The organism is Dietzia sp. PP-33 (assembly GCF_033790845.1).
GTDB lineage: Bacteria > Actinomycetota > Actinomycetes > Mycobacteriales > Mycobacteriaceae > Dietzia.
On the sequence record NZ_JAMYEI010000001.1, the window covers coordinates 195,227 to 219,819 of the forward strand.

Consider the following 24,593-nt stretch of genomic DNA (forward strand, 5'->3'; position numbering starts at 1 on the left):
CGGCTCAGAAGAGCGAGAACATCTCCGAGAGCGTCTCGAGACCGAGCACGGCGTCGATCGACAGGGCGACGAACACCGCGGCGAGGTAGTTGTTCGACAGGATGAACAACTTGAGCGGCTTGACCTCGACGCCCCGACGGACCCCGGCCTCGAGTCGGTGGGCCATCACGATGAACCAGACGCCGAAACCGATCGCGCCGGCGGCGTAGATCCACCCCGCGGCCGGCAGGAGCACGAAGGTGCACAGGACGGTCGCCCACGTGTAGATGGTGATGCGCCGGGTGACACCCTCCGGGGACATGACCACCGGCAGCATCGGCACGCCGGCGGCCTTGTAGTCCTCCTTGTACCGCATCGCCAGCGCCCAGGTGTGCGGAGGAGTCCAGAAGAAGATGATGAGGAACAGGACGATCGCCTGCCACCAGTTCTGCGACTGCCCTTCCGGGAGGTGGTCGGTGATCACCGCCCAGGACACGAGTACGGGCATGCAGCCCGCAGCACCGCCCCACACCACGTTCTGGGCGGTGCGACGCTTGAGGACCATCGTGTAGACGAACACGTAGAAGCAGATCGTCAACAGGATGAAGAAGGCGGCGAGCCAGCTCTGTGCGAGGAGACCGAGCCACAGCATGCTGGCCGCGCCGAGCACCAGACCGAAGATCAGGGCGGCCCGGGTGGTCACGGCATGACGGGCGAGCGGGCGCCGTTCGGTCCGCTTCATCACCTTGTCGATATCGGCGTCGACGACCATGTTGAGCGTGTTGGCGCTCGCGGCGCCGAGCCAACCGCCGACCAACGTCAACAGGACCAGACCCAGGTGGACCTGCCCGCGGTCGGCCTGCAGCATGGCGGGGATGGCGGCGACCAGGAGCAGCTCGATGACGCGCGGCTTGGTCAGCGCGATGTACGACATGACGACGTCGACAACACGGGCGCGCCCGCTCGCCGGAGCCGGCCGCCCCGAGGACTCTGGAGGGGAGACGGACGGCCCCCCACTCCGGGTCGGGGTGGATTCGTGCACCGGAACTCCTCGCAGCAGATGTCAACGCACTACCCGGCCGATACTACGTCCCCCCTGCACGCTCCGCGAAAGAGCGGGGGCGGGGACCGCCCGACCCCGAGCGTCGGTGACCACTAAGGTGGTCCACGACATACGCGCGGATCCGCGCCGCACCCTCGACCCGGGAGAACCACAAGTGACCAGCGCGTCGGAGATCACCGAGCTCACCACCGCCCGCCACCCGTCCGACTGGACCGACCTGGACACCCGGGCGGTCGACACCGCGCGTGTCCTGGCCGCCGAAGCCGTACAGAAGTGCGGCAGCGGCCACCCGGGCACGGCCATGAGCCTCGCACCGCTGGCCTACACGCTCTACCAGCGCATCATGCGTCACGACCCGTCGGACCCGAAGTGGGTCGGCCGGGACCGTTTCGTCCTCTCCTGCGGCCACACCTCTCTGACCCAGTACGTCCAGCTCTACCTCGCCGGCTTCGGCCTGGAGCTCGATGACCTCAAAGCGCTGCGGACCTGGGGTTCCAAGACCCCGGGACACCCCGAGTGGAACCACACCGACGGGGTGGAGATCACCACCGGTCCGCTGGGCCAGGGACTGGCCTCCGCCGTGGGGATGGCCATGGCGGCCCGGTACGAGCGGGGGCTGTTCGACCCGGAGGCGCCCGCCGGCAAGAGCCCGTTCGACCACTTCATCTACGTGGTCGCCTCTGACGGCGACCTGCAGGAGGGGGTCACCGCCGAGGCCTCGTCGCTCGCCGGCACGCAGCAGCTCGGGAACCTCATCGCGGTTTATGACGACAACAAGATCTCGATCGAGGACGACACGCAGATCGCCTTCACCGAGGACGTCGCCGCGCGCTACGAGGCGTACGGCTGGCACGTCCAGACTGTCGACGGGGGTGAGGACATCGCCGCCATCGAGGAGGCGATCGCCGACGCCCGCGCGGTGACGGACAAGCCCTCGATCATCGTCCTCCGCACGGTCATCGCGTACCCGGCCCCCACCAAGATGAACACGGGGGCCTCGCACGGGTCGGCACTCGGACAGGAGGAGGTCGACGCGGTCAAGGAGGCGCTCGGGATGGGCGGCACGGAGCCGTTCACCGTCGACGACGAGGTGCTCTCCCACACCCGGGCCGCCCGTGACCGCGGTGCCCGTGTCCACGCGCAGTGGAGCGACATGTTCCACGCGTGGGCCGAGGCCAACCCCGGGGCCAAGAAGCTGTTCGACCGCCTCTACGCCGGACAGTTGCCGGACGGCTGGGATTCCGCTCTGCCCACCTGGGAGGCCGATGCCAAGGGCGTCGCCACCCGCAAGGCATCCGCGGCGGCCATCCAGGCCCTGGCCGAGACCCTCCCGGAACTCTGGGGTGGATCGGCGGACCTCGCGGGCTCCAACAACACCCAGATCGAGGGCGCGGACTCCTTCGGCCCGGCGTCGATCTCCACCGGGACGTGGACGGCGTCCACGTATGGCCGCAACCTGCACTTCGGTGTCCGTGAGCACGCCATGGGCGCGATCCTCAACGGCATCGCCCTCCACGGCCCGACCCGGCCCTACGGCGGGACCTTCCTCATCTTCAGCGAGTACATGCGCCCGGCCGTGCGGCTCGCCGCCGTGCAGGGCAGCAACGCGTACTACGTGTGGACGCACGACTCGATCGGCCTCGGCGAGGACGGCCCCACCCATCAGCCGGTCGAGCAGCTCGCCGCACTCCGCGCGATCCCGGGCCTGGCCGTCCTGCGGCCGGCGGACGCCAACGAGACCGCGGCGGCGTGGCGCGCGATGCTCGTCGCTCTCGACGGCCCCAAGGGGCTGTGCCTGACCCGCCAGAACGTCCCCGTCCTCGAGGGCTCGGCCGAGCTCGCACGCGAGGGCGTCGAGCGCGGGGCCTACGTGCTCGCCGAGGCGTCGTCCGGCAGCCCCGACGTGATCCTGATGGGAACCGGCTCCGAGGTCCAGCTGGCGGTCGCCGCACGTGAGGTCCTCGAGTCCGAGGGCGTGCCGACCCGGGTGGTCTCGGTACCGTGTGTGGAGTTCTTCGACCAGCAGGACGCGGAGTACCGCGAGTCGGTGCTCCCCCGGTCGGTCCGTGCCCGCGTGAGTGTCGAGGCGGGGATCGCGATGCCGTGGCACCGGTTCCTCGGCGACGCGGGACGGGCGGTGTCGTTGGAGCACTTCGGCGCCTCGGCCCCGTACGAGACCTTGTACACCGAATTCGGAATCACCAGCGACGCCGTAGTCGCCGCGGCCCGCGAGTCCCTCGCGGCCGTCAACGGGGAGGCATGATGACCAACGCCAATCTCGCCGCACTGAGCGCCGCCGGCGTCTCGGTCTGGCTCGACGACCTGTCCCGGCAGCTGCTGACCTCGGGTGAGCTCGAGAAGCGGATGTCCACCTATTCCGTCGTGGGGGTGACCACCAACCCGGCCATCTTCCAGTCGGCTCTGGGCGACTCACACGCGTACGAGACGGCGCTCGCCGAGGCAGCGCGCGCCGACCGCGACGTCGACTCGGTGGTACGCGCCCTCACCACCGCGGACGTCCGGGACGCATGTGACGTCCTGGCGGGTGTCCACGAGGCCACCGACGGCGTCGACGGGCGGGTCTCCCTCGAGGTCGACCCCCGTCTGGCGGACGACACCCAGGGGACGGTGGCCCAGGCCGTCGACCTCGCCGCCGTCGTGGACCGGCCCAACCTCATGATCAAGATCCCGGCGACCGCCGCGGGTCTGCCGGCCATCACGGAGGTGATCGGGCGCGGGATCGACGTCAACGTGACCCTCATCTTCTCCGCCGAGCAGTACCGCGGCGTCGCGCAGGCGTACCTGGCCGGGCTGGAGAAGGCGGCGGAGGCCGGCCATGACCTGTCGCGGATCCACTCGGTCGCGTCGGTCTTCGTCTCCCGGCTCGACTCCGAGATCGACTCCCGACTCCCCGCGGACTCCGAGCTGCGGGGGCAGGCGGGGCTGGCGGGCGCGAGGCTGTGTCAGGACGTCTACGACGAGGTGTACGACACCTCCGGACCCTTCGGGGCCCTGGCCGACCGGGGCGCGCGGCCCCAGCGCCTCCTCTGGGCGTCGACGGGTGTGAAGGACCCCGCCTACCCCGACACCATGTACGTGAGCGGACTGGTCACCCACGGCACGGTCAACACGATGCCGTTCGCGACCATGGAGGCGTTCGCCGACCACGGTGTGCTCGAGGGTGACACCGTCCGGGGTACCGGCGAGGCCTCGCGGGCCACCCTCGAGGCGCTCCGTGCCGAGGGGATCGACCTCGACGAGGTCTTCACGCTGCTCGAGCAGCAGGGCGTGCAGAAGTTCGTGAGCGCGTGGGACGACTTGCTCGCCACCGTGAGGTCGAGGATCGACGAGATCCCGTCGGGGTCGTGACAGGACCGGACAGCGGGCTCGACCCGGCCGCAGGCGACCCCGTCGACGGCCGGGACGGGTCGGCCAACCCGCTGCGCGACCCGCGGGACCGCCGACTCCCCCGGATCGCCGGACCATCCGGACTCGTCATCTTCGGCGTGACCGGGGACCTGTCCAAGAAGAAGTTGATCCCGGCCGTCTACGACCTGGCGAACCGGGGTTTGCTTCCCCCGGGTTTCTCCCTCGTCGGGTTCGGTCGTCGCAAGTGGACCCACGCGGAGTTCGCCGAGTTCGCGCGTGAACACGCCCGGGAACGGTGTCGAACCCCTTTCCGGGAGGACGTGTGGGAGCAACTGGCGGCGGGCCTGAGGTTCGTCACGGGGACCTTCGACGACGACGAGGGGTTCGACCGACTGGCGGAGCAGCTGACCGCTCTCGAGTCCGAGAGGGGTACCGCCGGGAACTATGCGTTCTACCTCTCGATCCCGCCGGACGACTTCCCCACGGTCTGCCGACACCTCGACCGCACCGGGTACTCCCGGGCCGACCACGGTTCGTGGCGTCGCGTGGTCATCGAGAAGCCCTTCGGGCACGACCTGGCGAGCGCACGTGAGCTCAACGCGGTCGTGGGGGCCGTCTTCCCCGAGGACTCGGTGTTCCGCATCGACCACTACCTCGGCAAGGAGACCGTCCAGAACATCCTCGCCCTGCGCTTCGCCAACCAGCTCTTCGAACCGGTGTGGAACGCCAACCACGTCGACCACGTGCAGATCACCATGGCCGAGGACATCGGTCTCGGGGGTCGCGCCGGGTACTACGACGGCATCGGCGCGGCACGCGATGTGATCCAGAACCACCTCATCCAGCTGATGGCGCTCGTGGCGATGGAGGAACCCACGGACTTCTCGGCCTCGGCGCTGCGGGCGGAGAAGACCAAGGTCTTCGAGTCCACCTCGCTCGCTCTCCCGATCTCCGAGACCGCTGCCCGAGGCCAGTACTCCGGCGGCTGGCAGGGGTCCGAGCAGGTGGTGGGGCTCAAGGACGAGGAGGGCTACGACCCCTCCTCCACCACGGAGACCTACGCCGCGATCACGCTGGAGGTGCACAACCGTCGCTGGGCCGGCGTCCCGTTCTACCTCCGCACCGGGAAGCGGCTCGGCCGCCGGGTCACCGAGATCGCCGTGGTCTTCCACCGGGCCCCACACCTGCCGTTCGACGCCACGATGACCCAGGAGCTGGGGCAGAACGCCCTGGTGATCCGGGTCCAGCCTGACGAGGGCGTGACGCTGAGGTTCGGATCGAAGGTCCCGGGGACCGCGATGGAGGTCCGTGACGTCAACATGGACTTCGCCTACGGTGAGGCGTTCACCGAGTCCTCCCCCGAGGCGTACGAGCGACTCATCCTCGACGTCCTGCTCGGCGAGCCGTCACTCTTCCCCGTCTCGCGCGAGGTGGAGTTGAGTTGGATGCTCCTCGATCCGGTTCTCCGTGACTGGGCTGCCGGCGGAACCCCCGAGCAGTACCAGGCCGGAACCTGGGGCCCGCGTGGCGCCGACGAGATCCTGGCCCGCAGTGGCCGTGCATGGAGGCGACCGTGATCATCGACCTGCCCGACACCTCGACCCGCGAGCTGGCCAAGAAGCTCGTGCAGATCCGCGAGGACGCGGGGCTGAGCACCATCGGCCGGGTCCTCACCCTCATCGTCCTGACCGACCACGTCCGGGGCAGCGAGACGGCGATCGAGGCGGCCAACGAGGCCAGCCGCGAGCACCCCTGCCGGGTGATCGTCGTGATCCGGGGCAACCGGGCCAGGGCGGACCGGCTCGACGGCCAGATCCGTGTCGGTGGCGACGCGGGGGCCGCTGAGGTCGTCGTCCTGCGCACCTCGGGGGCGATGGCGTCGCAGTCCGCCTCGTTGGTGACCCCGCTGCTCCTGCCCGACACACCCCTCGCCGTGTGGTGGCCCAGACATTCGCCGACGCTGTTGTCCGAGGACAGGGTCGGGCGACTCGCGCGACGTCGGATCGTCGACTCGGACGCCGAGGGCCACCCCACCGATGCGCTGGCAAAGCGTGCGGCCGGATACTCCCCGGGCGACACCGACCTCGCCTGGGCCCGGGTCACGCACTGGCGGTCCCTGCTCGCCGCGACTCTGGACAGGCCCCCGTACGAGACGATCACGGGGGCCACGGTGTGCGGCCCGGAGCGGGCGGCGTCCGTCGACCTCGCGGGAGGGTGGCTCGCGTCCCGTCTCGGGATAGACGTCCACCGCGCGGTGGGGCCGCGGATGGTGGTCCTGGAGCGGGCCTCCGGTTCGATCGTGATCGAGCAGTTGAGCGCGACCTCCGCGGAGCTGCGCATCACCGGCCAGTCACCCACCCGGGTGGCTCTGGTGAAGCGGACCGTGGCGGACTGCCTCGCGGAGGAGTTGCGCCGGATGGACACCGACGGTGTGTACGCCGATGCCCTCGCGAACCACGACCGGGTGATCTACACCTCGGCCTCGGTGCGCTGAGCGGGCGGCGCCCGCACGCCGACAGACCGATTTCCCGACACCACGCGATCGCGCGACCACCAAGGAGAATCCATGTCCGAACCCCGCCATCTCGTCCACCCCGACGCGGATTCGCTCGCCACCGCGGCCGCCAGGGCGATCGTGGATCACCTGACGGAGCGGATCGCCACGTCCGGACGGGCGACGCTGTCGCTGACCGGGGGTTCGGTCGGGGTGAAGACCGCGGCCGCGCTCGCGGATGCCGCGGTGGAGTGGGAGAAGGTGACCATAGTCCTCGGAGACGAGCGCTTCGTCCCCGCCGGCCACGCGGAGCGCAACGACGGCCAGCTGGACGAGGCGCTGTTCGACTCGCTCGGCGACCGCCCCACCGTGCACAGGTGGCCGGCACGCACCGAGGCGGACGACGACGTCGACGCCGCGGCGGCCCGGTTCCTCGACTCGCTCGACGTGCCGGCCGGTGACGATCCGATCTTCGACGTGACGGTCCTGGGTATGGGCCCCGAGGGGCACATCGACTCGATCTTCCCGCACACCCCCGCCGTCGCCGAGACGGAGCGACTGGTGGTGGGCGTACACGACTGCCCCAAGCCGCCGCCCGAGCGCATGACGTTCACCCTCCCGGCCGTGCGTCGCTCGAGGCACGTCCTGGTGGTGGCGGCCGGTGAGGGCAAGGCCGAGGCGGTGGCCCGGGGACTCGGCGGCGCCTCGCCATCGGACTGGCCGGTCGCCGGCGCGGTGGGGATCGAGACCACGACCTACCACCTAGACGGGGGCGCGGCCTCCGCTCTGGGCTGACGTCGACGCCTGCACGGCTGCCGACGACGAACGGGGTGCGCATCTCTCGTAGAGAGGTGCGCACCCCGTTCGCGGCTCCGGGCGGAGCCGACGGTAGGCGGTCAGCCGAAGCGGACCAGGAGTCCGACGGCGACGATCGCGATGAGCCACAGTACGGCCACTACCACGGTCACCCGGTCGAGGTTGCGTTCCACGACACTGGACCCCGCGAGGCTGGACTGGACCCCGCCGCCGAACAGCGACGACAGACCGCCCCCCTTGCCGCGGTGCAGCAGGATGAACAGCATCAGCAACAGGCTGGTGGCGACGAGGAAGATGTCCAGGGCGAGCTTCATGTACGGATCGGGCCTTACGTCAGGTCGGGGGGTCGGAGGACGACTGCTCCAGACTACCCGGTGGGGTCGACTTGGCGAATCCCGGCGCGCCCGCCCGTGACGGGGCGGGTACGCCGGGTGGGAGCTCAGGGCAGTGGTCCCCCGGCCGCGATGGCGGAGAGCTGGGCGAACTCGTCGGACTTGAGCGAGGATCCGCCCACCAGACCACCGTCGATGTCGGGCTGCTCGAGGAGCTCACCGACGTTGGAGGCGTTGACGCTGCCGCCGTAGAGCACGCGCATCTGTTCTGCGGTCTCGGAATCGGACAGCTCGGCCAGTGCGGCGCGGATCGCGGCGCACACCTCCTGGGCGTCCGCCGCCGAGGCGGTCTTGCCCGTGCCGATCGCCCACACGGGCTCGTAGGCGATCACGGTGGCGGCGAGCTGGTCCCTGCTCAGACCGGCGAGGGACGCCGTGAGCTGGTCCACCACGACCCGCACGTGGTCGCCGGCCTCCCGGACCTCGAGCTTCTCGCCGACGCAGACTATCGGGGTGAGACCGTGCTTGTGGCACGCGGCGGCCTTGGCGGCCACCAGTTCGTCGGTCTCAGCGTGGTGGTCGCGCCGCTCCGAGTGGCCCACCACGACATAGGTGCACCCGAGCTTGGCGAGCATCCCCGCCGAGATCTCACCCGTGTACGCGCCGGAGTCGTGCACAGACACGTCCTGGGCGCCGTAGTCGAAGCCGAGCTTGTCGCCCTCGATCACGATCTGGACGCCGCGGATATCGGTGAACGGCGGGATGAAGGCCACGTCCACCTTCTCCAGGTACTTCTCGGGTAGGGCGAAGGCGACCTTCTGCACGAGGGCGATCGCCTCGAGGTGGTTGAGGTTCATCTTCCAGTTTCCGGCGATGAGCGGGGTGCGTGCCATGTTCTCTCCTGTGTCTCGGCGCGGGCGGGTTCAGTTGTTGCGCTCGAGGGCGGTGACTCCGGGGAGTTCCTTGCCCTCGAGGTACTCCAGCGATGCCCCACCACCCGTCGAGATGTGTGAGAAGTTCTCCTCGCCCAGGCCCAGTGTGCGGACGGCCGCCGCGGAGTCGCCGCCGCCCACCACGGAGAAGGCACCGTTCCTGGTCGCTGTGATGATCGCCTCGGCGACACCACGGGTGCCGGCGGAGAACGCGTCGAACTCGAACACGCCCATCGGACCGTTCCAGAAGACGGTCCTGGCAGCGGTCAGCTTCTCGGAGAACGACGCCACCGACTCCGGGCCGATGTCCAGACCCATCGTGCCGTCGGGGATGGCGTCGGCCGGGACCGTGGTGTGCGGCGCGTCGGCGGCGAAACCGTCGGCCGCCACCACGTCCACGGGCAGGGAGATCACGTCGCCGAACTTGTCGAGCAGGTCCTTGCAGGTGTCGATCATCTCCTCCTGCAGCAGCGAGGATCCGACCCCGTGGCCCTGTGCGGCCAGGAACGTGAAGCACATCCCACCGCCGATGACCAGCGTGTCGACCTTGGGCGCCAACGCCTCGATCACGGCGAGCTTGTCCGAGACCTTCGACCCGCCGAGCACGACGGCGTAGGGACGCTCGGCGTCCCCGGTGAGGCCGGCGAGGACCTCAACCTCGCTCTGGACCAGGTCGCCCGCATATGCCGGGAGCACCTTCGCGACGTCGTACACCGACGCCTGAGCGCGGTGCACCACGCCGAATCCGTTGGAGACGAACGCGCCGTCCTCCCCCACGAGGCTCGCCAACTCGGCGGCGAGTTCGGCGCGCTCGGCGGGATCCTTGCTGGTCTCGCGGGAGTCGAAGCGGACGTTCTCCACCAGGAGTACGTCCCCGTCCGTCAACCCGTTCGCGCGCTCGCGGGCATCCGGCCCCACCACGTCGCCGGCGAGTTGGACGTACCGACCCAGCTCCTCCCCCAGCTTCTCCGCGACGGGGGCCAGGGAGAAGGCCGGGTCGGGCTCACCCTTCGGCCGCCCCAGGTGCGCGGTGATCACCAGCGCGGCCCCCGCGTCGAGCAATGCGGTGAGGGTCGGCAGTGAGGCCGTGATCCGGCCGGAGTCGGTGATGGTGGACCCGTCGAGCGGAACGTTGAGATCGCAGCGGACGAGGATCTTTCGACCCTCGACACCGGCGTCGAGCAGGTCCTGGAGTGTGCTCACTGCCATGGGGTGGGACTCCTGTCGGGAGGTGCTGTGGTGTGGGTGGGTGATGTGCTGGTGGGTGATGTGCACGGGGCCCGGCCGGGACGCTCTGGGCGTTCCCGGGCCGGGCCCGGTGATCGTGCTGGGTCGTCAGGCCCGAGGGCTCTAGAGGGACTTGCCGACCAGGCCGACGAGGTCGGCGAGACGGTTGGAGTAACCCCACTCGTTGTCGTACCAGGAGGCGATCTTGATCTGTCCGTCGATCGCCTTGGTCAGCTGCGCGTCGAAGATCGAGGAGTGCGGGTCGGTGACGATGTCGGACGAGACGATCGGGTCCTCCGTGTACTTGAGGATGCCCTTCATCGGCCCCTCGGCGGCGGCCTTGATCGCGGCGTTGACCTCGGCGACGGAGGCCTTCTTCTCGAGCTCGACCGTGAGGTCGGTGAGCGAACCGGTGGGCAGCGGGACGCGGACGGCGTAGCCGTCGAACTTGCCCTTGAGCTCCGGGAGGACCAGGGCGACTGCCTTGGCCGCACCCGTCGAGGTCGGGACCATGTTGATCCCGGCGGCGCGGGCACGGCGCGGGTCCTTGTGCGGCGCGTCCTGCAGGTTCTGGTCCTGGGTGTACGCGTGGATGGTGGTCATGAGTCCCTTGATGATCCCGAACTCGTCGGACAGGACCTTGGCCACCGGCGCGAGGCAGTTGGTGGTGCAGGAGGCGTTGGAGATGATCGTCTGCGAACCGTCGTACTGATCGTCGTTGACTCCCATGACGATGGTGATGTCCTCGTCCGACGCGGGCGCCGAGATGATGACCTTCTTGGCCCCACCCTCGAGGTGCCCGCGAGCCTTCTCGGCGGAGGTGAAGATTCCGGTGGACTCGACCACCACGTCGACGTCGTAGTCGCCCCACGGAACGGACGCGGGGCCCTCCTTGACCGCCAGGGCACCGATCTTGACCCCGCCCACCGTGAGGGAGTTGTCGTCGAAGGTGACGTCCTTGCCGAGGCGACCGAGGATCGAGTCGTACTTGAGCAGGTGGGCGAGCATGTCGTTCGTGGTGAGGTCATTGACGGCGACGATCTCGATGTCCGTCTTGCCCTCGGCCTTGAGTACCTCCACCGCGCGGTAGAAGTTGCGGCCGATTCGTCCGAATCCGTTGATGCCTACGCGCACGGTCACGTGATGTCTCCTTATAGGTGGTGCGAGAAAGAACCCCTGGGGACTGGGTGGAGCCCGGGGACGTGACCCAGACTACCCGCCCCCTGTGGGGGCTGTGCAGGGTCCACGGGGGGTGGGATCAGTCTTCGTCGAGCATGTCCTCGGTCACCACGGACTCGGTGTCCGGGATGCCCAGATCGGCCGCCTTGCGGTCGGCCATGGACAACAGGCGGCGGATCCGCCCGGCCACCGCGTCCTTCGTCATGGGCGGGTCGGCGAGTTGGCCCAACTCCTCCAGTGACGACTGACGGTGCTGCACGCGGAGTTCACCCGCGGCCAGCAGGTGGTCCGGGACGTCCTCGGCGAGGATCTCGAGGGCCCGCTGGACGCGGGCGGCCGCGGCGACGGCCGCGCGGGCGGACCGACGGAGGTTCGCGTCGTCGAAGTTCGCCAGGCGGTTCGCGGTCGCCCGGACCTCCCCGCGAGACCGTCGCTCCTCCCAGATGTCCCTGGTCGACGTGGCGCCCATCCGGGCCAGGAGGATGCCGATGGCCTCCCCGTCCCGGATGACGACCCGGTCGCCGCCGCGGACCTCGCGGGCCTTGGCGGTGACGCCCAGTCGACGCGCGGCACCCACCAGGGCCATGGCGGCCTCCGCGCCGGGCGCGGTGACCTCCAGCGCGGACGAGCGGCCGGGTTTGGTCAGGGAACCGTGCGCGAGGAACGCCCCCCGCCACGAGGACTCCGCGGCGGCCACGGATCCCCCGACGACCGCGGCGGGCAGCCCCCGGACCGTGCGCCCCGCGCTGTCGACCAGGCCGAGCTGACGGGTCAGGTCCGCGCCCCGGTCGATCACCCGGATCACGAACTTCCGTGCGGTTCTGCCCCCGGATCCCCCGATCGGGTGGATCTCGCAGGGTACCGAGAACAGCGAGTCGAGTTCCCCGGACAACCTCTCGGCGATATCCCCCGAATCGACCTCCGCCTCGATGACCAGGCGGCCCGAGAGGACCTGCAGCGTGCCCGCGAACCGCAGGAGCGAGGCGATCTCCGCCTTCCTGGTCTCGGAATTGCCCACCGGGACCCTCACCAGTTCGGACTTGACCTGCGCGGTCAGCGACACGCCCTGCTCCTTCGTTCTGCGATCATCTCTGGACCCCCGCGGTCCCCGTGGCGGCGAGCGCCCGGGCGAGCAGTGCGGGGTCGTGTATCGGTCTCATCGTCCCATCCGGGGTCGTCCTCGCGATGTCCGCGACCAGGACCCGGGCCCCCAGCCCGGCCGCCGCCCGGTCGAGGTGTTCGCGTTCGGTCCCGCTGAGCGGCATCCGGGGGTCCACCAGAACCACGTCGACATCGACCTCGGGGGCGTGTTGGCGCAGTACGTGGAGGTGCTGCTCGGCGGAGAAGCCCGCCGTCTCCCCGGGTTGCGGTGCCAGGTTGAGCACGAGGGCCTTGGTCGCGGCGGTGCGGGCCAGAGCGGTGGCGATCCCGGGGACCAGCACGTTCGGGATGACACTGGTGAACCACGAGCCGGGGCCCAGGACGACCATGTCCGCACGCTCGATCGCCTCCACCACCCCGTCCGCCACGGGCGGGTCCGCCGGGATCAGGCGTACGCGGCGGACCCGGCCGGGGGTGGTGGCCACGGCCACCTGGCCGATGATCGTCCGTACGACCCGGGGATCGGCCTCCAGGCCGACGACCTCTGCCGCGATGTCGAGGGCCACCGGGGACATCGGGAGCACGCGACCGGTCACCCCGAGCACGGAACCGGCGGCCTCGAGCGCCAGGACGGGGTCCCCGAGCATCTCCCAGAATCCCGCGAACACGAGGTTGCCCACGGCGTGCCCCGCCAGGGCCCCCGTGCCGCCGTAGCGGTGCTGGAACAGGTCGGTCAGCCGCCCGTGGTCGTCGTCCTCGGCCGCGAGTGCGCACAGGGCCATCCGGAGGTCGCCGGGCGGCAGGATCCCGAGTTCGCGGCGCAGGCGGCCCGACGAGCCGCCGTCGTCGGCCACGGTCACCACCGCTGTCACGTGGTCGGCCACGATCCGCCCGGCACGCAGGGTGGCGGACAGGCCGTGACCGCCGCCGAGTGCGACGAGCGAGCCCATCCGGTCGGAATCCCCGACCCCCGCCCGGGTGGTCACGCCGGTCACTCCCGCCCGAGGTCGCGGTGGCGGACGTGGACGTCCACGGAGTCCAGACCGGTCAGTCGGCCCGCGAGCGACTCGGAGACCGCGACGCTGCGGTGCTTGCCCCCTGTACAGCCCACCGCGATGGTCATGTACCGCTTCCCCTCCCGCCGGTACCCGGTCATCGCCAGACCGATCATCGTCACCGCGGCCCGGAGGTACTCCTCGATGGACTGGTCGGCCAACACGTAGTCCTGGACCGGCTTCTCCCGACCGGTGTGGGGTTGTAGCTCCGGGATCCAGTGCGGGTTCGGCAGGAACCGCATGTCGAGCAGCATGTCCACATCGACCGGGACCCCGTATTTGAAGCCGAAGGACTCGACGGTGAGGTGGAAGTCGAAACCGAGGTCACCGAACGGGGTCTCGAGGCGGTGCCGCAGATCGTGGACGCTCAGCTCGGTGGTGTCGACGACGACGTCAGCACGGCCGCGGATCCCCTCGAGGACCTTGCGCTCCCGCTCGATGCCGTCGATCAACCCGTCGCCCGACTGCAGCGGATGGGAACGCCGCACGCTGTTGAAGCGCTTGACCAGTGCCTCGTCGGAGGCGTCCAGGAACAGGACCCTCGCCTGGGGACGACCGTCGAAGCGACCGAGGAGCTCGGCGATGTGGTCGTCGAAGCCCATGCTGCGGACGTCCGCGACGATCGCGAGCCGCCTGGGCTCCCCGGTCTCGCGGACGCGTTCCACCAGTTCCCCGACGAACCGCAGCGGGAGGTTGTCCACGACGTACCAGCCGAACTCCTCGAGGACCTTCGATGCCGTGCCCTTGCCGGCCCCGGACATCCCGCTGATGAGGAGGAGCTCGCGCCCCTCACCGTTCACGTCCATGGTTCCCCCTAGTCGCTCGCCCCGCCATCGCCCGTCACACCATCACCGACCGCAGGGCCCGAGTCTTTCACGTCGACGCCCTCCTCGTCCGACCCCGGTGTGTCGGGTTCGGCCGCACCCCGGGACGGAGGGCCGATCGCGGTCCGGATCGCGGCCGCCACCCCGGGCCCGATCCCGGGCACGGCGCAGAGGTCGTCAGCGCTGGCGGCCCGGAGAGCCGACACGGTGGGGAACTTCTCCAGGAGCGCGGCGCGACGCGAGGGGCCGAGCCCGGGGACGTCGTCGAGGATCGACGTGGTCATCCGCTTCGACCTCGCCCCGCGGTGGGCACGGATCGCGAAGCGGTGTGCCTCGTCGCGCAGACGTTGGAGGAGGAACAGTCCCTCCCCGTGCCGCGGGAAGATGACGGGGTACTCCTCCCCCGGCAACCAGATCTCCTCGAGCCTCTTGGCGATCCCGATCACCGGGACGTCGGTGATCCCGAGCTCCGACAGCACCTCTGCGGCGGCCTCCACCTGGGGCCTGCCGCCGTCCACCACGAACAGCTGGGGAGGGTAGGCGAAACGTCGGGTCGGGGTGGACCTGCCCGCGCCCGCCTCGTCCGGTTCGGTCACGTCGTCGACCGGGCCGTCGGTGTCGTCCGGGGTCGTCGCCGGTTCCTCGTGGTGCCGGCGGAAGCGTCTGCGCGTGACCTCGGCGATGCTCGCGACGTCGTCGGAGCGGCCGTCCCCCGCGGCCTCACGGATCCGGTAGAGCCGGTAGTCGCTCTTGCGGGGGATCCCGTCCTCGAACACCACGAGCGACGCCATGACGTCGGTGCCCTGCGTATGGGAGATGTCCACGCACTCGATACGCAGCGGCGCCGCGTCGAGTTCGAGTGTCTCCTGGATCTCCTGGAGCGCGGCCGACCGCGCGGTGAGGTCGCCGCTGCGACGCAGCTTGTGCTGGGTCAGTGCCTCCACCGCGTTGCGGCGGACCGTCTCGGCCAGCGACCGCTTGTCCCCCCGTTGCGGGACCCGCAGTGAGACCCGGGAACCGCGCAGGGTGGAGAGCCAGTCGGCGAGCTCGGCGGAGTCCTCGGGAAGGGCCGGGACCAGCACCTCCCGTGGCACCGCCGTGGCGAGATCGGTGCCCGATTCGGTGGCCCCGGCCAGGTCCGCCTCCCCGCCGTAGAACTGGGCGAGGTAGTCGGAGACGACGCCGGGCACCGCGAGCGCCGGGTCGAACCGACCGTCCGCGTCCACTCCGTGGGCGTGTTCGACCACCCACCCCCGTTGACCCCGGATCCGTCCGCTGCGAACGTGGAACACCTGTACGGAGACTTCAAGCTCGTCCACCTCCACGCCCACGACGTCGGCGTCGGTCCCGTCGCCCAGGACCACGGCCTGTTTCTCCATGGCCCGCTTCATCGCCCCGAGATCGTCCCTGAGCCGGGCCGCGCGCTCGAAGTCCAGGTCCTCGGACGCCTCGAGCATCCGCTTCTCGATCCGCCTCATGATGACGTCCGTCTTGCCGGCGAGGAAGTCGCACAGCTCGTCGACGATCACCCGGTGCTCGTCCGCCGTCACCCTGCCGATACACGGTGCCGCGCACTTGTCGATGTAACCGAGGAGGCAGGGACGGCCGAGCTGGGCCTGCCGCTTGAACACCCCTGCGGTGCAGGACCGAACGGGGAACACCCGCTGGAGGGTGTCCAGGGTGTCCCGGATGGCCCACGCGTGCGAGTAGGGGCCGAAGTAGCGGGTGCCCGCCCGGCGGGGTCCCCGGTAGACGAAGGCGCGGGGGAACTCCTCCCCCACCGTGACCGCGAGGAGCGGGTAGGTCTTGTCGTCGCGGTACCGGACGTTGAACCGCGGGTCGTACTTCTTGATCCACGTGTACTCGAGCTGGAGTGCCTCGACCTCGGTGGAGACGACCGTCCACTGGACCCCGGCGGCCGCCGTGACCATCTGCCTGGTCCGCGGGTGCAGCAGGGTGAGCTCGGCGAAGTACGAGCTGATCCGACTCCGCAGGTTCTTGGCCTTGCCCACGTAGATGACGCGACCGTGGGCGTCGCGGAAGCGGTAGACCCCCGGATCCGTGGGGATGGAGCCGGGGGCCGGACGGTAGGAACGCGGGTCGACCACCACGGATCAGCGGTCGGCGACGGTCTCGGGATCGGCGGCCACGGGCTTGTACCGCCGGATGGTCTCCCGCATACGGCCCATGGCCTCGACGGCGTCGGGACCGTCGAGGGTCAGGATGGCCCACACCCCGACGTGCTCGTAGGCGGGCAGTTCGAGGCGGGGCCACATGCTGGACCTGGGGAAGGTGATCCCCACGACGTCCCGCCAGTCCCAGACCCGCGACCGCAGCGGACCGCGGATCTCGACCCCCGGCTCGCCCACCCGGACCCTGATCCGGAGGAGGGTGCACAGGACGCCCGCGAAGATGAGCCCGATCACCACGAAGGCGAGCTGGTCGGCGATCCCGACCGTGACGCCGGTATCCCCGCGGACGAGGACGACCGCCCACACGATGTGGACCGCGACGATGAGGATCGCCAGCGCCGTCACGGCGATCCGGAGGCGCCGGGGGCGGTACTCGAAGTCCCAGATCTCGTCGGCGCGGTGCTGCTGGTCTCCGTGCCCGTTCATCGGTCCGCCCGGAGGTCTCGAAGGGTGACGGCGGCCCCGAGCGCGGCGGCGACCGCCTCCCCGCCCTTGTCCTCGGCTGCGCCCTCGTGCCCGTCGCGGTCGCGGGCCTGGTCCTCGTTCTCGGTGGTGAGCACTCCGTGGGCGACCGGGGTGGCCTCGTCGAGTGCGATACGGGTCAGACCGTCCGTCACGGACCGACACACGAAGTCGAAGTGGGGGGTCGATCCCCGGATGACCACGCCGAGTGCCACCACGGCGTCATGGGTCCTGGCGAGCTCCTGCGCCACCACCGGGAGCTCCACGGCCCCGGTGACCCGGACGACGGAGACGACCGCCCCGGAGGCCTCCGCCACCGTGAGCGCACGGTCCATCAACTGCGCGCAGATCTCGTCGTGCCAGGTCGACGCCACCACGCCCAACCGCAATCCGCGCGCGTCGGGGATCACCAACTCGGGCCTACCGGTGCCACTCATCGCCGGTCCTCTCCGTTCGTGTCGGGGTCGATACCGTCGTCCAGGCCCTCCAGGAGATGACCCATCCGGTCCCGCTTGGTCCGCAGGTACCGGAGGTTCTCCGGGGTCACGGCGGTCGGCATGGGAACCCGCTCGACCACCTCGACCCCGCCGGCCCGGAGGGCGTCGGCCTTGACGGGGTTGTTGGTCATCAGGCGGACACGCGTCACCCCGAGATCGCGCAGCATCTGCGCGGCCAGACTGAAGTCCCGGGCGTCGGCCGGGAGACCGAGGTCCAGGTTCGCGTCGACGGTGTCGCGGCCCTCGTCCTGCAGCTGGTACGCGCGCAGTTTCTGCACCAGTCCGATCCCCCGGCCCTCGTGACCCCGCATGTAGAGGACCACTCCGCGTCCCTCCTCACAGATCGAGGCCACCGCCGCGTCGAGCTGCGGGCCGCAGTCACAGCGCAGTGAGTGGAAGACGTCGCCGGTGAGGCACTCGGAATGGATACGGACCGAGACCGCGTCGTCGCCCGAGACGTCCCCGGCGACCATGGCCACGTGCTCGACCCCCTGGAGGACGTCCCGGTACCCGTGGGCGGTCATCGTTCCGACCGGCGTGGGGATCCGTGCGGCCGCCTCGTGGATGACCTGCACCTCGTGTGCCCGGCGCCAGTCCTGCAGCGCCTCGATCGTGATCATCGCCAGCCCGTGCTCGTCGGCGAAGCTCCGCAACTCCGGGGTCCGGGCCATGGTGGTCGGGTCCTGTTCGGACACGATCTCGCAGATCACGCCGGCGGGTCGCAGGCCGGCCAGGCGGGCGAGGTCCACCGCGGACTCCGTGTGGCCCGGGCGGGTGAGCACACCGCCGGGCCGGGCGCGGAGCGGCACCACGTGACCGGGACGGGTGAAGTCCCCGGGGACCGCCTCCGTGGAGGCCAGCATCCGGGCGGTCCGCGCCCGGTCCGCGGCAGAGATCCCGGTGGTCACGCCGGTCCGGGCGTCGACGGTCACGGTGTAGGCCGTGTCGTGCCGGTCCTCGTTGATCGCCCGCATCGGTGGCAGGTCGAGGCGTAGGCAGTCCTCGGCCTCCAGGGCGACACACACGTACCCCGAGGAGTAGCGCACGAGGAATCCCATGAGCTCGGGGGTCGCGAGTTCGGCGGCGAAGATCAGATCGCCCTCGTTCTCACGGTCCTCGCTGTCCACCACGACCACGGCTCGTCCCGCCGCGATGTCGGCGATGGCGCGGTCGATGCCGTCGAAGGTGGTCACTGCTGCGGGTTCTCCTCAGTCATCTCGAAAACCCGGGCGTCGGCCGCGGGCACGGCCACAAGTATGGCGCATCCGGTCAGCCGGACCGGCCACCGCGTCCGTCGAGAAGACGCTCCACGTATTTGGCCAGGATGTCGACCTCCAGGTTGACCCGGCCGCCCGGGGTCAGTCCGCCCAGGATCGTGTCGGAGAGGGTGGTGGGGATGAGCGAGACCTCGAACCACGGCTCGGCCTCGTCGGGTCCGCTCACCGCCGACACGGTGAGGGAGGTGCCGGACACCGTGACGGATCCCTTCTCCACGACGTAGCGGGCCAGGTCCCCGGGCAGCGAGATGCGTACGACGTGCCACTGGTCGTGTTCGACCCTGCTGATCATGACCCCGGTGCCGTCGACGTGTCCCTGGACGATGTGCCCGCCGAACCGGGCGTCGGCCCGCATCGCGCGTTCGAGGTTGACCGGGTCCCCCGGGGCCAGTGCACCCAGCGCGGTGCGGTCCAACGACTCGGCCATCACGTCGACGTCGAACGACTCCCCGGGGACGTAGGAGGTGACGGTCAGGCACACGCCGTTGACGGCGATCGAGTCGCCGTGCCCGGCGTCGGAGGTGACGAGCGGCCCGCGGATCCTCAGGCGGGCGGAGTCACCGACCCTCTCGACGGAGTCGAGCGATCCGAGCTCCTCGACGATTCCGGTGAACATCAGCGTGGTCCTCTCGTGGGTGCGGTCAGGCGTAGGTAGACGTCGGGGCCCAGGCTTGCGGTCTCGCGCACCTCGAAGCCGTGGGCCGCGGCGAGGGTGCCGACGCCGGCGTCCTCCACCGCGGACCGGCCGGCTCCCAGGACGATCGGGGCGAGGTAGGCCTCGACCTCGTCGACGAGCCCGGCGGCCAGGAACGCCCCGGCCAGACGGGGGCCGCCCTCGACCAGGACGTGCTGGACGTCCCCGAGCAGTGCGAGCGCCTCCACGGGGTCGCGCGTGGGCAGGTGCCGGAACCGGCCGTCGGAGCCGCGTACCGCGGCGGTGGGGGGCACCTCGGTCAGACCCATCACCGCGCGGAGCGGTTGTCTCCGGGCGGGCGAGCCGTCGACCGACCGGGCGGTGAGTGAGGGGTCGTCGGCGCCGCGGGTCCCCGATCCGACGACGATGACGTCGACCTCCCGCCGTCGGCCGTGGACGTGGTGTCGCGATTCGGGGCCGGTGATCCATCGGCTGGTGCCGTCGGCCGCGGCCACCCGGCCGTCCAGCGTGGCCGCGTACTTCCAGGTCACGTAGGGCCTGCCCGAGCGCTGGCGGTGCAGCCACGCCCGGAGCGGGCCGTCCCCGGCGGCGGCCACCTCGTCGTCGTCGGCTCTGGCCACGTCCACCCCGGCGCGCCGCAACGTCTCCGACCCGCCGGTCGCGACGGGGTTCGGATCCTCCACCGCGTAGACCACCCGGGCGACGCCCGCCGCGAGGGCCCGGGTGGAGCACGGCCCGGTCCGGCCGTGGTGATCGCAGGGTTCGAGGGTCACCACGAGGGTGCCTCCCCGGGCCCGTCCACCGGCCTCGTCGAGCGCGACGACCTCGGCGTGGCGACCCCCGGGGGCCTCTGTCGCCCCCCGACCCGCCACGTCACCGGCCGGGTCCAGGACCACGGCTCCCACCGGCGGGTTGGGTGTGGAGACCCCCAGCGCGGACCGTGACAGCCTGAGCGCGTCGGCCAGAGCCGCGCGTTCGCGGCGGCGCCGGCCGGCATCGGGCGCGTCGGACACGGTCACGCCCGGGCGTCCGAGGCCCCCGCGCGCAGGGTCTCGATCATGGCGTCGGGGTCGGGGGCGCCGTAGACGGCGGAGCCCGCGACGAAGACGTCGCACCCGGCGGCGGCGCACTCACCGATCGTGCGGGCGTCGATGCCCCCGTCGATCTGGATCAGCACGTCGAGCCCGCGCCGGTCGATCTCGGCGCGCAAGGTCCGGACCTTGTCGAGCACCTCCGGCATGAACGACTGTCCACCGAAACCGGGCTCGACGCTCATTACCAGGACCAGGTCCACGTGATCGAGGAGCTCGAGGTACGGCTCCACGGCCGTCCCCGGCTTGACGGAGATACCGGCCCTGCACCCGCGCGAGTGCAGCAGGTCCGCGACGGCCCTGGGGTCGTCGGTGGCCTCCACGTGGAAGGTCACGCTGAAGGCGCCCGCGTCGACGTAGTCGCCCACCCAGCGGGCCGGATCCTCGATCATGAGATGGCAGTCCATCGGCGTGTCCGTGACCTTCCCGACCGCCTTCGCGACCGGGGCGCCGAAGGACAGGTTGGGCACGAAGTGGCCGTCCATCACGTCGACGTGGATCCAGTCCGCCGCAGGGATGCGCTCGATCTCCCGGTCGAGTCGGGCGAAGTCGGCGGACAGGATCGACGGCGCGATGAGCGGCTGGTACGGCATGACACCCAGTCTAGGCGGGGTCCAGACGGGCAGGCGCGAGCGGTCTGTCGAGGGAGTGGACCGCAACCGCTCCGGAGTTCTCAGGCGGTCGGTCCCACCAGCGATTCGCAGAACTCCAGTTGGTCGGCCACGATCTGCTCGAACTGCGGGTCGACGTAGGGGTCGAAGTGTTCGCACGGGTACTCCAGATACCGTCCGTGCGGCATCCGCTCCACAGCCCGACGCGCGGTCGCAGCGGGCGTGATGGCGTCCCGGGTGGCGATCTGCACCAGCGTGGGGCAGGTGATCCGCCGAGCGTGACGCATCGGTGAGTAGAAGCCGATCCGCGCCAGGATCCGCGCGGCGACATCGTCACGGAAGTCGCTGCGGTCCAGGCCCGAATCGGCGGCCAGTCGGTCTACCGCGGGATCGGCGTCCGGACTCGTCATGACGGCCGGACTCCCCGGTCGCCCGACCAGGGGCACGTACCGCGGTTCGCGACGCCGGACCGCGCGCAGGAGATCGCCGAGGATCGCCGGTGTGAGCCTGATCGCCGCACGCAGGCCCGTCGCCCGGACCGCGGCGGGACCACTGACGTGGGGGACCTGGGCGACGACCCCGGCCAGCCGCTCCCCCGTGCCGGCGAGAGTGAGGACGTGCCCTCCCGAGAACGACGTGCCCCACGCGATCACCCGGTCCGGATCGACCCCGGGCAGCACACGGGTGAAGGCGAGTGCGGCCCGCCAGTCCTCCAGTTGACGGCCGATGTCGAGGAGTTGCCGGGGCTGTCCGTCGCTCGCGCCGAAGTGCCGGTAGTCGAAGACCACGACGACGAAGCCCGCCTCCCGGAACCGCTCGGCGTACGCGGGTAACCGCAGGTCCCGGATGCACCCGAACCCGTGTGCCATGACGATAGCCGGTGCCGGGGTGGCAGGTCCGCCCTCCGATGCCTCCGGGCGGTAGACCCAGGCCGAGCACCGCACCCCGTCTGAGCTGAACTCCGCGTCCTCACGCATCTGTGCCCTTTCGTAGTGCTGCCATGAACATCGCGTCTGTGCCGTGGCGGTGCGGCCACAACTGCACCCACGGACCGTCCCCGAGCGCCTCGACGGGCTCGGCGCTCACGTCGGCGAGGATCTCCCGCACATCGAGAACCTCGACGTCTGTGCGGCGGGCGGCCTCGCGGACCACCGACACCGTCTCGGACAGGTGCGGTGAGCACGTCGCGTACAGCACCACCCCCCCTGGCCGGACCAGCCGCAGCGCGGACTCCAGCAGCTCGCGCTGGAGCGCCACCAACCCCGGGATGTCGGCGGCGGTCTTGCGCCACCGGGCCTCGGGACGACGTCGGAGTGCCCCGAGGCCCGAACACGGCGCGTCGACGAGCACGCGATCGAACCCGGGTTCCAGACCGGGATCCCGACCGTCCGCGGTGTGCACGGTCACCGGGAGATCCCGGGTGGCATCGCGGACCAGGTCGGCGCGGTGCCGGGAGACCTCGACCCCGGCCAGGGTGGCGCCCTCGATCTCCGCCAACGCGCCCAGCATCACGGCCTTGCCGCCGGGACCGGCGCACAGGTCCAACCACCGTCCGCGGTCCTCGCCCACGAGCGGCGCCCGGGAGGCCACCACCGCGACGATCTGGCTGCCCTCGTCCTGCACCGCGGCCAGGTGGTCGTTGACGGCGTCCAGCGATCCGGGATCACCCGAGTCGAGGTGGACCGCGTACGGCGACACCCTGCCCTCGTGGCCACCGGTGACCAGCGCGAGTTCCTCCGCCGTGATGGCACCGGGCCTGGCGGCCAGGTGGACCTTGGGGCGGGCGTCGTCGGCGGCCAGCAGCTGGGACAACTCGGCGGCGTCCGCCCCGAGGGATTCCGCGAACGCCCGGGCGATCCACTCCGGGTGTGCGGTTCCCACGGCCAACCGGGCGACGGGGTCCGTCACCCCGTCGCGCAGGACCGCCACCCAGGCGTCGAGATCCTGGGTGGCCACCTTGCGCAACACCGCGTTGACGAACGCCCCGGCCCGGCCCAGACCCTCCGTCCGCGCCGCCTCGACGCTCGTGTCGACGGCCGCGTGCGCCCCGATCCGGGTGTACAGCAGCTGATAGGCGCCCAGTCGGACCAGGTCCAGGACCGGCGGGTCGATCTCCTCGACCGATCTGCCGGAGGCCTTCGAGATGACGCGGTCCAGCAGGCCCTGCGCACGCAGGGTGCCATAGGTGAGCTCCGTGGCCAGGGCCGCGTCGCGGGTGTCGAGTCGCGCCTTCTTGAGTTCGGCCGGGAGCAGGAGGTTCGCATACGCCGCGCGCTCGCGCACGGCCGTCATCACGGCGAGGGCGACCCCCCGGGCATCGGGCCGGTGTTGACGGGGGGCGGGCCGTCCGTTGCGAGGGTTACCCGAGCGGGCTCCCTGCGGACGCGCACCCTGCCGAGCCGCACCCTGCTTGTGTGCGCCCTGCCGACCCTCGCCCCGCTTGCCGGCACCCTGCTTGCCGTCGCCCTGCGGGCCGCGGCCCCCGCTCCGGTCGCCCTCGGCACTCATTCGAACTCCGCTCCGTCGTCGAGTCGTGCCCCACGCACCCAGTCGAGCGCGTTCATCATCTTCTTGCCGGGCGGCTGGAGCGTCTCCACCAGGATCGGCGAGGTGGCCGTGCCGACGAGGAAGGACTTCTTGTCCCACCTGATGTGCCCGGGCGCCAGGGGTGGGGAGTCCTCCCCGGACGGCATCGCGCTACCGATCTTGACCCGCTCTCCGCCGAAGGTCGTCCACGCCCCCGGGGCCGGGGTGACCGACCTGATGTGGCGGTCGACCGCGAGGGCCGGGTCCGTCCAGCGCACCCGGGCGTCGTCGACGGTGATCTTGCCCGCGTGGGAGATGCCCTCGGCCGGCTGTGGGACCGCGCGGAGCTCTCCCGTGTCCAGGGCGTCGAGCGTGGCCACGAGCAATCCCGCCCCGGAGACGGACAGCCGACCGAGCAGGTCGCCGGCGGTGTCGCGCGGCCGGATCGTCTCTGTCATGGTGCCCAGGACCGGGCCGGTGTCCATCCCCTCGTCGAGAAGGAAGGTCGTGGCACCGGTGACCTCGTCACCGGCGTCGATGGCCGCGTTGACCGGCGCGGCCCCCCGCCAGGCCGGTAGCAGCGAGAAATGCAGGTTGATCCACCCGTGAGTGGGGATGTCGAGGACCGTGCGCGGCACCAGGTGCCCGTAGGCCACCACCGGCACAGCGTCGGGTGCGATGTCGCGGAGTCGCTCGGCGAACTCCGGGTCGCGTGCATTCGGCGGGGTGAGCACCTCGATGCCGGCCGCGTCGGCCGCCGCGGCCACCGGACTACGCGACAGCCCGCGCCCGCGTCCGGTTCGTGCATCGGGCCGGGAGACCACGGCCACCACGTCGTGACGGCCACCGGCCAGGAGCGCCTCGAGAGAGGGTACGGCGACCTCGGGGGTGCCGGCGAAGACGAGCCGCAC

The 24,593-nt window shown here is 70.9% G+C and carries 23 protein-coding genes; 5 read left to right on the forward strand and 18 right to left on the reverse strand.

Going from position 1 to position 24,593, the window contains the following annotated elements; all coding sequences use genetic code 11:
- Window positions 1-4: 4 nt before the first annotated feature.
- The gene (locus NJE57_RS00980; protein ID WP_413464347.1) at window positions 5-1,036 is read right to left on the reverse strand and encodes a heme o synthase; all 1,032 of its coding nucleotides are present in this window, start codon (window positions 1,034-1,036) and stop codon (window positions 5-7) included.
- A gap of 160 nt (window positions 1,037-1,196) precedes the next feature.
- Here NJE57_RS00980 and tkt point away from each other — a divergent pair, with 160 nt between their 5' ends.
- The 5 genes from tkt to pgl all read left to right on the forward strand — a co-directional run bounded on the left by tkt (window position 1,197) and on the right by pgl (window position 7,700).
- Window positions 1,197-3,305, forward strand: coding sequence for a transketolase (gene tkt / locus NJE57_RS00985; protein WP_319026507.1), 2,109 nt, complete (start codon window positions 1,197-1,199; stop codon window positions 3,303-3,305).
- Window positions 3,302-4,411 carry a transaldolase gene (gene tal, locus NJE57_RS00990; RefSeq protein WP_413464334.1) on the forward strand — a complete coding sequence of 370 codons (1,110 nt, stop codon included), beginning with the start codon at window positions 3,302-3,304 and terminating at the stop codon, window positions 4,409-4,411. The genes tkt and tal overlap by 4 nt, the downstream gene beginning before the upstream one ends.
- Window positions 4,408-5,988 (forward strand): glucose-6-phosphate dehydrogenase, encoded by a 1,581-nt coding sequence (zwf, locus tag NJE57_RS00995; RefSeq protein WP_413464335.1) that lies wholly within the window; start codon window positions 4,408-4,410, stop codon window positions 5,986-5,988. The genes tal and zwf overlap by 4 nt, the downstream gene beginning before the upstream one ends.
- Entirely contained in the window at window positions 5,973-6,905 is a 933-nt protein-coding gene (locus NJE57_RS01000) for a glucose-6-phosphate dehydrogenase assembly protein OpcA (protein WP_319026508.1), read from the forward strand. The genes zwf and NJE57_RS01000 overlap by 16 nt, the downstream gene beginning before the upstream one ends.
- 72 nt (window positions 6,906-6,977) lie before the next feature.
- Complete coding sequence (gene pgl / locus NJE57_RS01005) at window positions 6,978-7,700, forward strand: 6-phosphogluconolactonase (RefSeq protein ID WP_319026509.1); 723 nt, start codon at window positions 6,978-6,980, stop codon at window positions 7,698-7,700.
- A gap of 101 nt (window positions 7,701-7,801) precedes the next feature.
- Here pgl and secG read toward each other — a convergent pair whose 3' ends face one another.
- The 17 genes from secG to fmt form a co-directional block, all read right to left on the reverse strand.
- Window positions 7,802-8,035 (reverse strand): preprotein translocase subunit SecG, encoded by a 234-nt coding sequence (gene secG, locus NJE57_RS01010; protein WP_319026510.1) that lies wholly within the window; start codon window positions 8,033-8,035, stop codon window positions 7,802-7,804.
- Window positions 8,036-8,160: 125 nt separating this feature from the next.
- The gene (gene tpiA, locus NJE57_RS01015; RefSeq protein ID WP_319026511.1) at window positions 8,161-8,946 is read right to left on the reverse strand and encodes a triose-phosphate isomerase; all 786 of its coding nucleotides are present in this window, start codon (window positions 8,944-8,946) and stop codon (window positions 8,161-8,163) included.
- A gap of 30 nt (window positions 8,947-8,976) precedes the next feature.
- Window positions 8,977-10,194 carry a phosphoglycerate kinase gene (locus NJE57_RS01020; protein ID WP_319026512.1) on the reverse strand — a complete coding sequence of 406 codons (1,218 nt, stop codon included), beginning with the start codon at window positions 10,192-10,194 and terminating at the stop codon, window positions 8,977-8,979.
- Window positions 10,195-10,335: 141 nt separating this feature from the next.
- Window positions 10,336-11,352 carry a type I glyceraldehyde-3-phosphate dehydrogenase gene (gene gap, locus NJE57_RS01025; protein WP_319026513.1) on the reverse strand — a complete coding sequence of 339 codons (1,017 nt, stop codon included), beginning with the start codon at window positions 11,350-11,352 and terminating at the stop codon, window positions 10,336-10,338.
- A 118-nt stretch (window positions 11,353-11,470) separates the two neighbouring features.
- The gene (gene whiA / locus NJE57_RS01030) at window positions 11,471-12,454 is read right to left on the reverse strand and encodes a DNA-binding protein WhiA (protein WP_319026514.1); all 984 of its coding nucleotides are present in this window, start codon (window positions 12,452-12,454) and stop codon (window positions 11,471-11,473) included.
- Between the two features lie 22 nt (window positions 12,455-12,476).
- On the reverse strand, window positions 12,477-13,442 hold the full coding sequence (locus NJE57_RS01035; protein WP_319027046.1) for a uridine diphosphate-N-acetylglucosamine-binding protein YvcK: 966 nt from the start codon (window positions 13,440-13,442) through the stop codon (window positions 12,477-12,479).
- 41 nt (window positions 13,443-13,483) lie between these two features.
- Entirely contained in the window at window positions 13,484-14,353 is an 870-nt protein-coding gene (gene rapZ, locus NJE57_RS01040) for an RNase adapter RapZ (RefSeq protein WP_319026515.1), read from the reverse strand.
- An 8-nt stretch (window positions 14,354-14,361) separates the two neighbouring features.
- Entirely contained in the window at window positions 14,362-16,479 is a 2,118-nt protein-coding gene (gene uvrC, locus NJE57_RS01045; RefSeq protein WP_319026516.1) for an excinuclease ABC subunit UvrC, read from the reverse strand.
- 6 nt (window positions 16,480-16,485) lie between these two features.
- Entirely contained in the window at window positions 16,486-16,989 is a 504-nt protein-coding gene (locus tag NJE57_RS01050) for a PH domain-containing protein (protein ID WP_319026517.1), read from the reverse strand.
- Window positions 16,986-17,462, reverse strand: coding sequence for a 6,7-dimethyl-8-ribityllumazine synthase (gene ribH / locus NJE57_RS01055; protein WP_319026518.1), 477 nt, complete (start codon window positions 17,460-17,462; stop codon window positions 16,986-16,988). Before ribH ends, NJE57_RS01050 begins: the two co-directional genes overlap by 4 nt.
- On the reverse strand, window positions 17,459-18,715 hold the full coding sequence (locus NJE57_RS01060) for a bifunctional 3,4-dihydroxy-2-butanone-4-phosphate synthase/GTP cyclohydrolase II (protein WP_319026519.1): 1,257 nt from the start codon (window positions 18,713-18,715) through the stop codon (window positions 17,459-17,461). Before NJE57_RS01060 ends, ribH begins: the two co-directional genes overlap by 4 nt.
- A 76-nt stretch (window positions 18,716-18,791) precedes the next feature.
- Window positions 18,792-19,415 carry a riboflavin synthase gene (locus NJE57_RS01065; protein ID WP_319026520.1) on the reverse strand — a complete coding sequence of 208 codons (624 nt, stop codon included), beginning with the start codon at window positions 19,413-19,415 and terminating at the stop codon, window positions 18,792-18,794.
- The gene (gene ribD, locus NJE57_RS01070) at window positions 19,415-20,473 is read right to left on the reverse strand and encodes a bifunctional diaminohydroxyphosphoribosylaminopyrimidine deaminase/5-amino-6-(5-phosphoribosylamino)uracil reductase RibD (protein ID WP_319026521.1); all 1,059 of its coding nucleotides are present in this window, start codon (window positions 20,471-20,473) and stop codon (window positions 19,415-19,417) included. Before ribD ends, NJE57_RS01065 begins: the two co-directional genes overlap by 1 nt.
- Window positions 20,470-21,138 carry a ribulose-phosphate 3-epimerase gene (rpe, locus tag NJE57_RS01075; RefSeq protein WP_319026522.1) on the reverse strand — a complete coding sequence of 223 codons (669 nt, stop codon included), beginning with the start codon at window positions 21,136-21,138 and terminating at the stop codon, window positions 20,470-20,472. Before rpe ends, ribD begins: the two co-directional genes overlap by 4 nt.
- An 80-nt stretch (window positions 21,139-21,218) precedes the next feature.
- A complete protein-coding gene (locus NJE57_RS01080; protein ID WP_319026523.1) occupies window positions 21,219-22,133 on the reverse strand; it encodes an alpha/beta hydrolase in 915 nt (304 codons plus the stop codon).
- Window positions 22,126-23,664 carry an RsmB/NOP family class I SAM-dependent RNA methyltransferase gene (locus NJE57_RS01085; protein ID WP_319026524.1) on the reverse strand — a complete coding sequence of 513 codons (1,539 nt, stop codon included), beginning with the start codon at window positions 23,662-23,664 and terminating at the stop codon, window positions 22,126-22,128. The genes NJE57_RS01080 and NJE57_RS01085 overlap by 8 nt, the downstream gene beginning before the upstream one ends.
- Complete coding sequence (gene fmt, locus NJE57_RS01090; RefSeq protein ID WP_319026525.1) at window positions 23,661-24,593, reverse strand: methionyl-tRNA formyltransferase; 933 nt, start codon at window positions 24,591-24,593, stop codon at window positions 23,661-23,663. Before fmt ends, NJE57_RS01085 begins: the two co-directional genes overlap by 4 nt.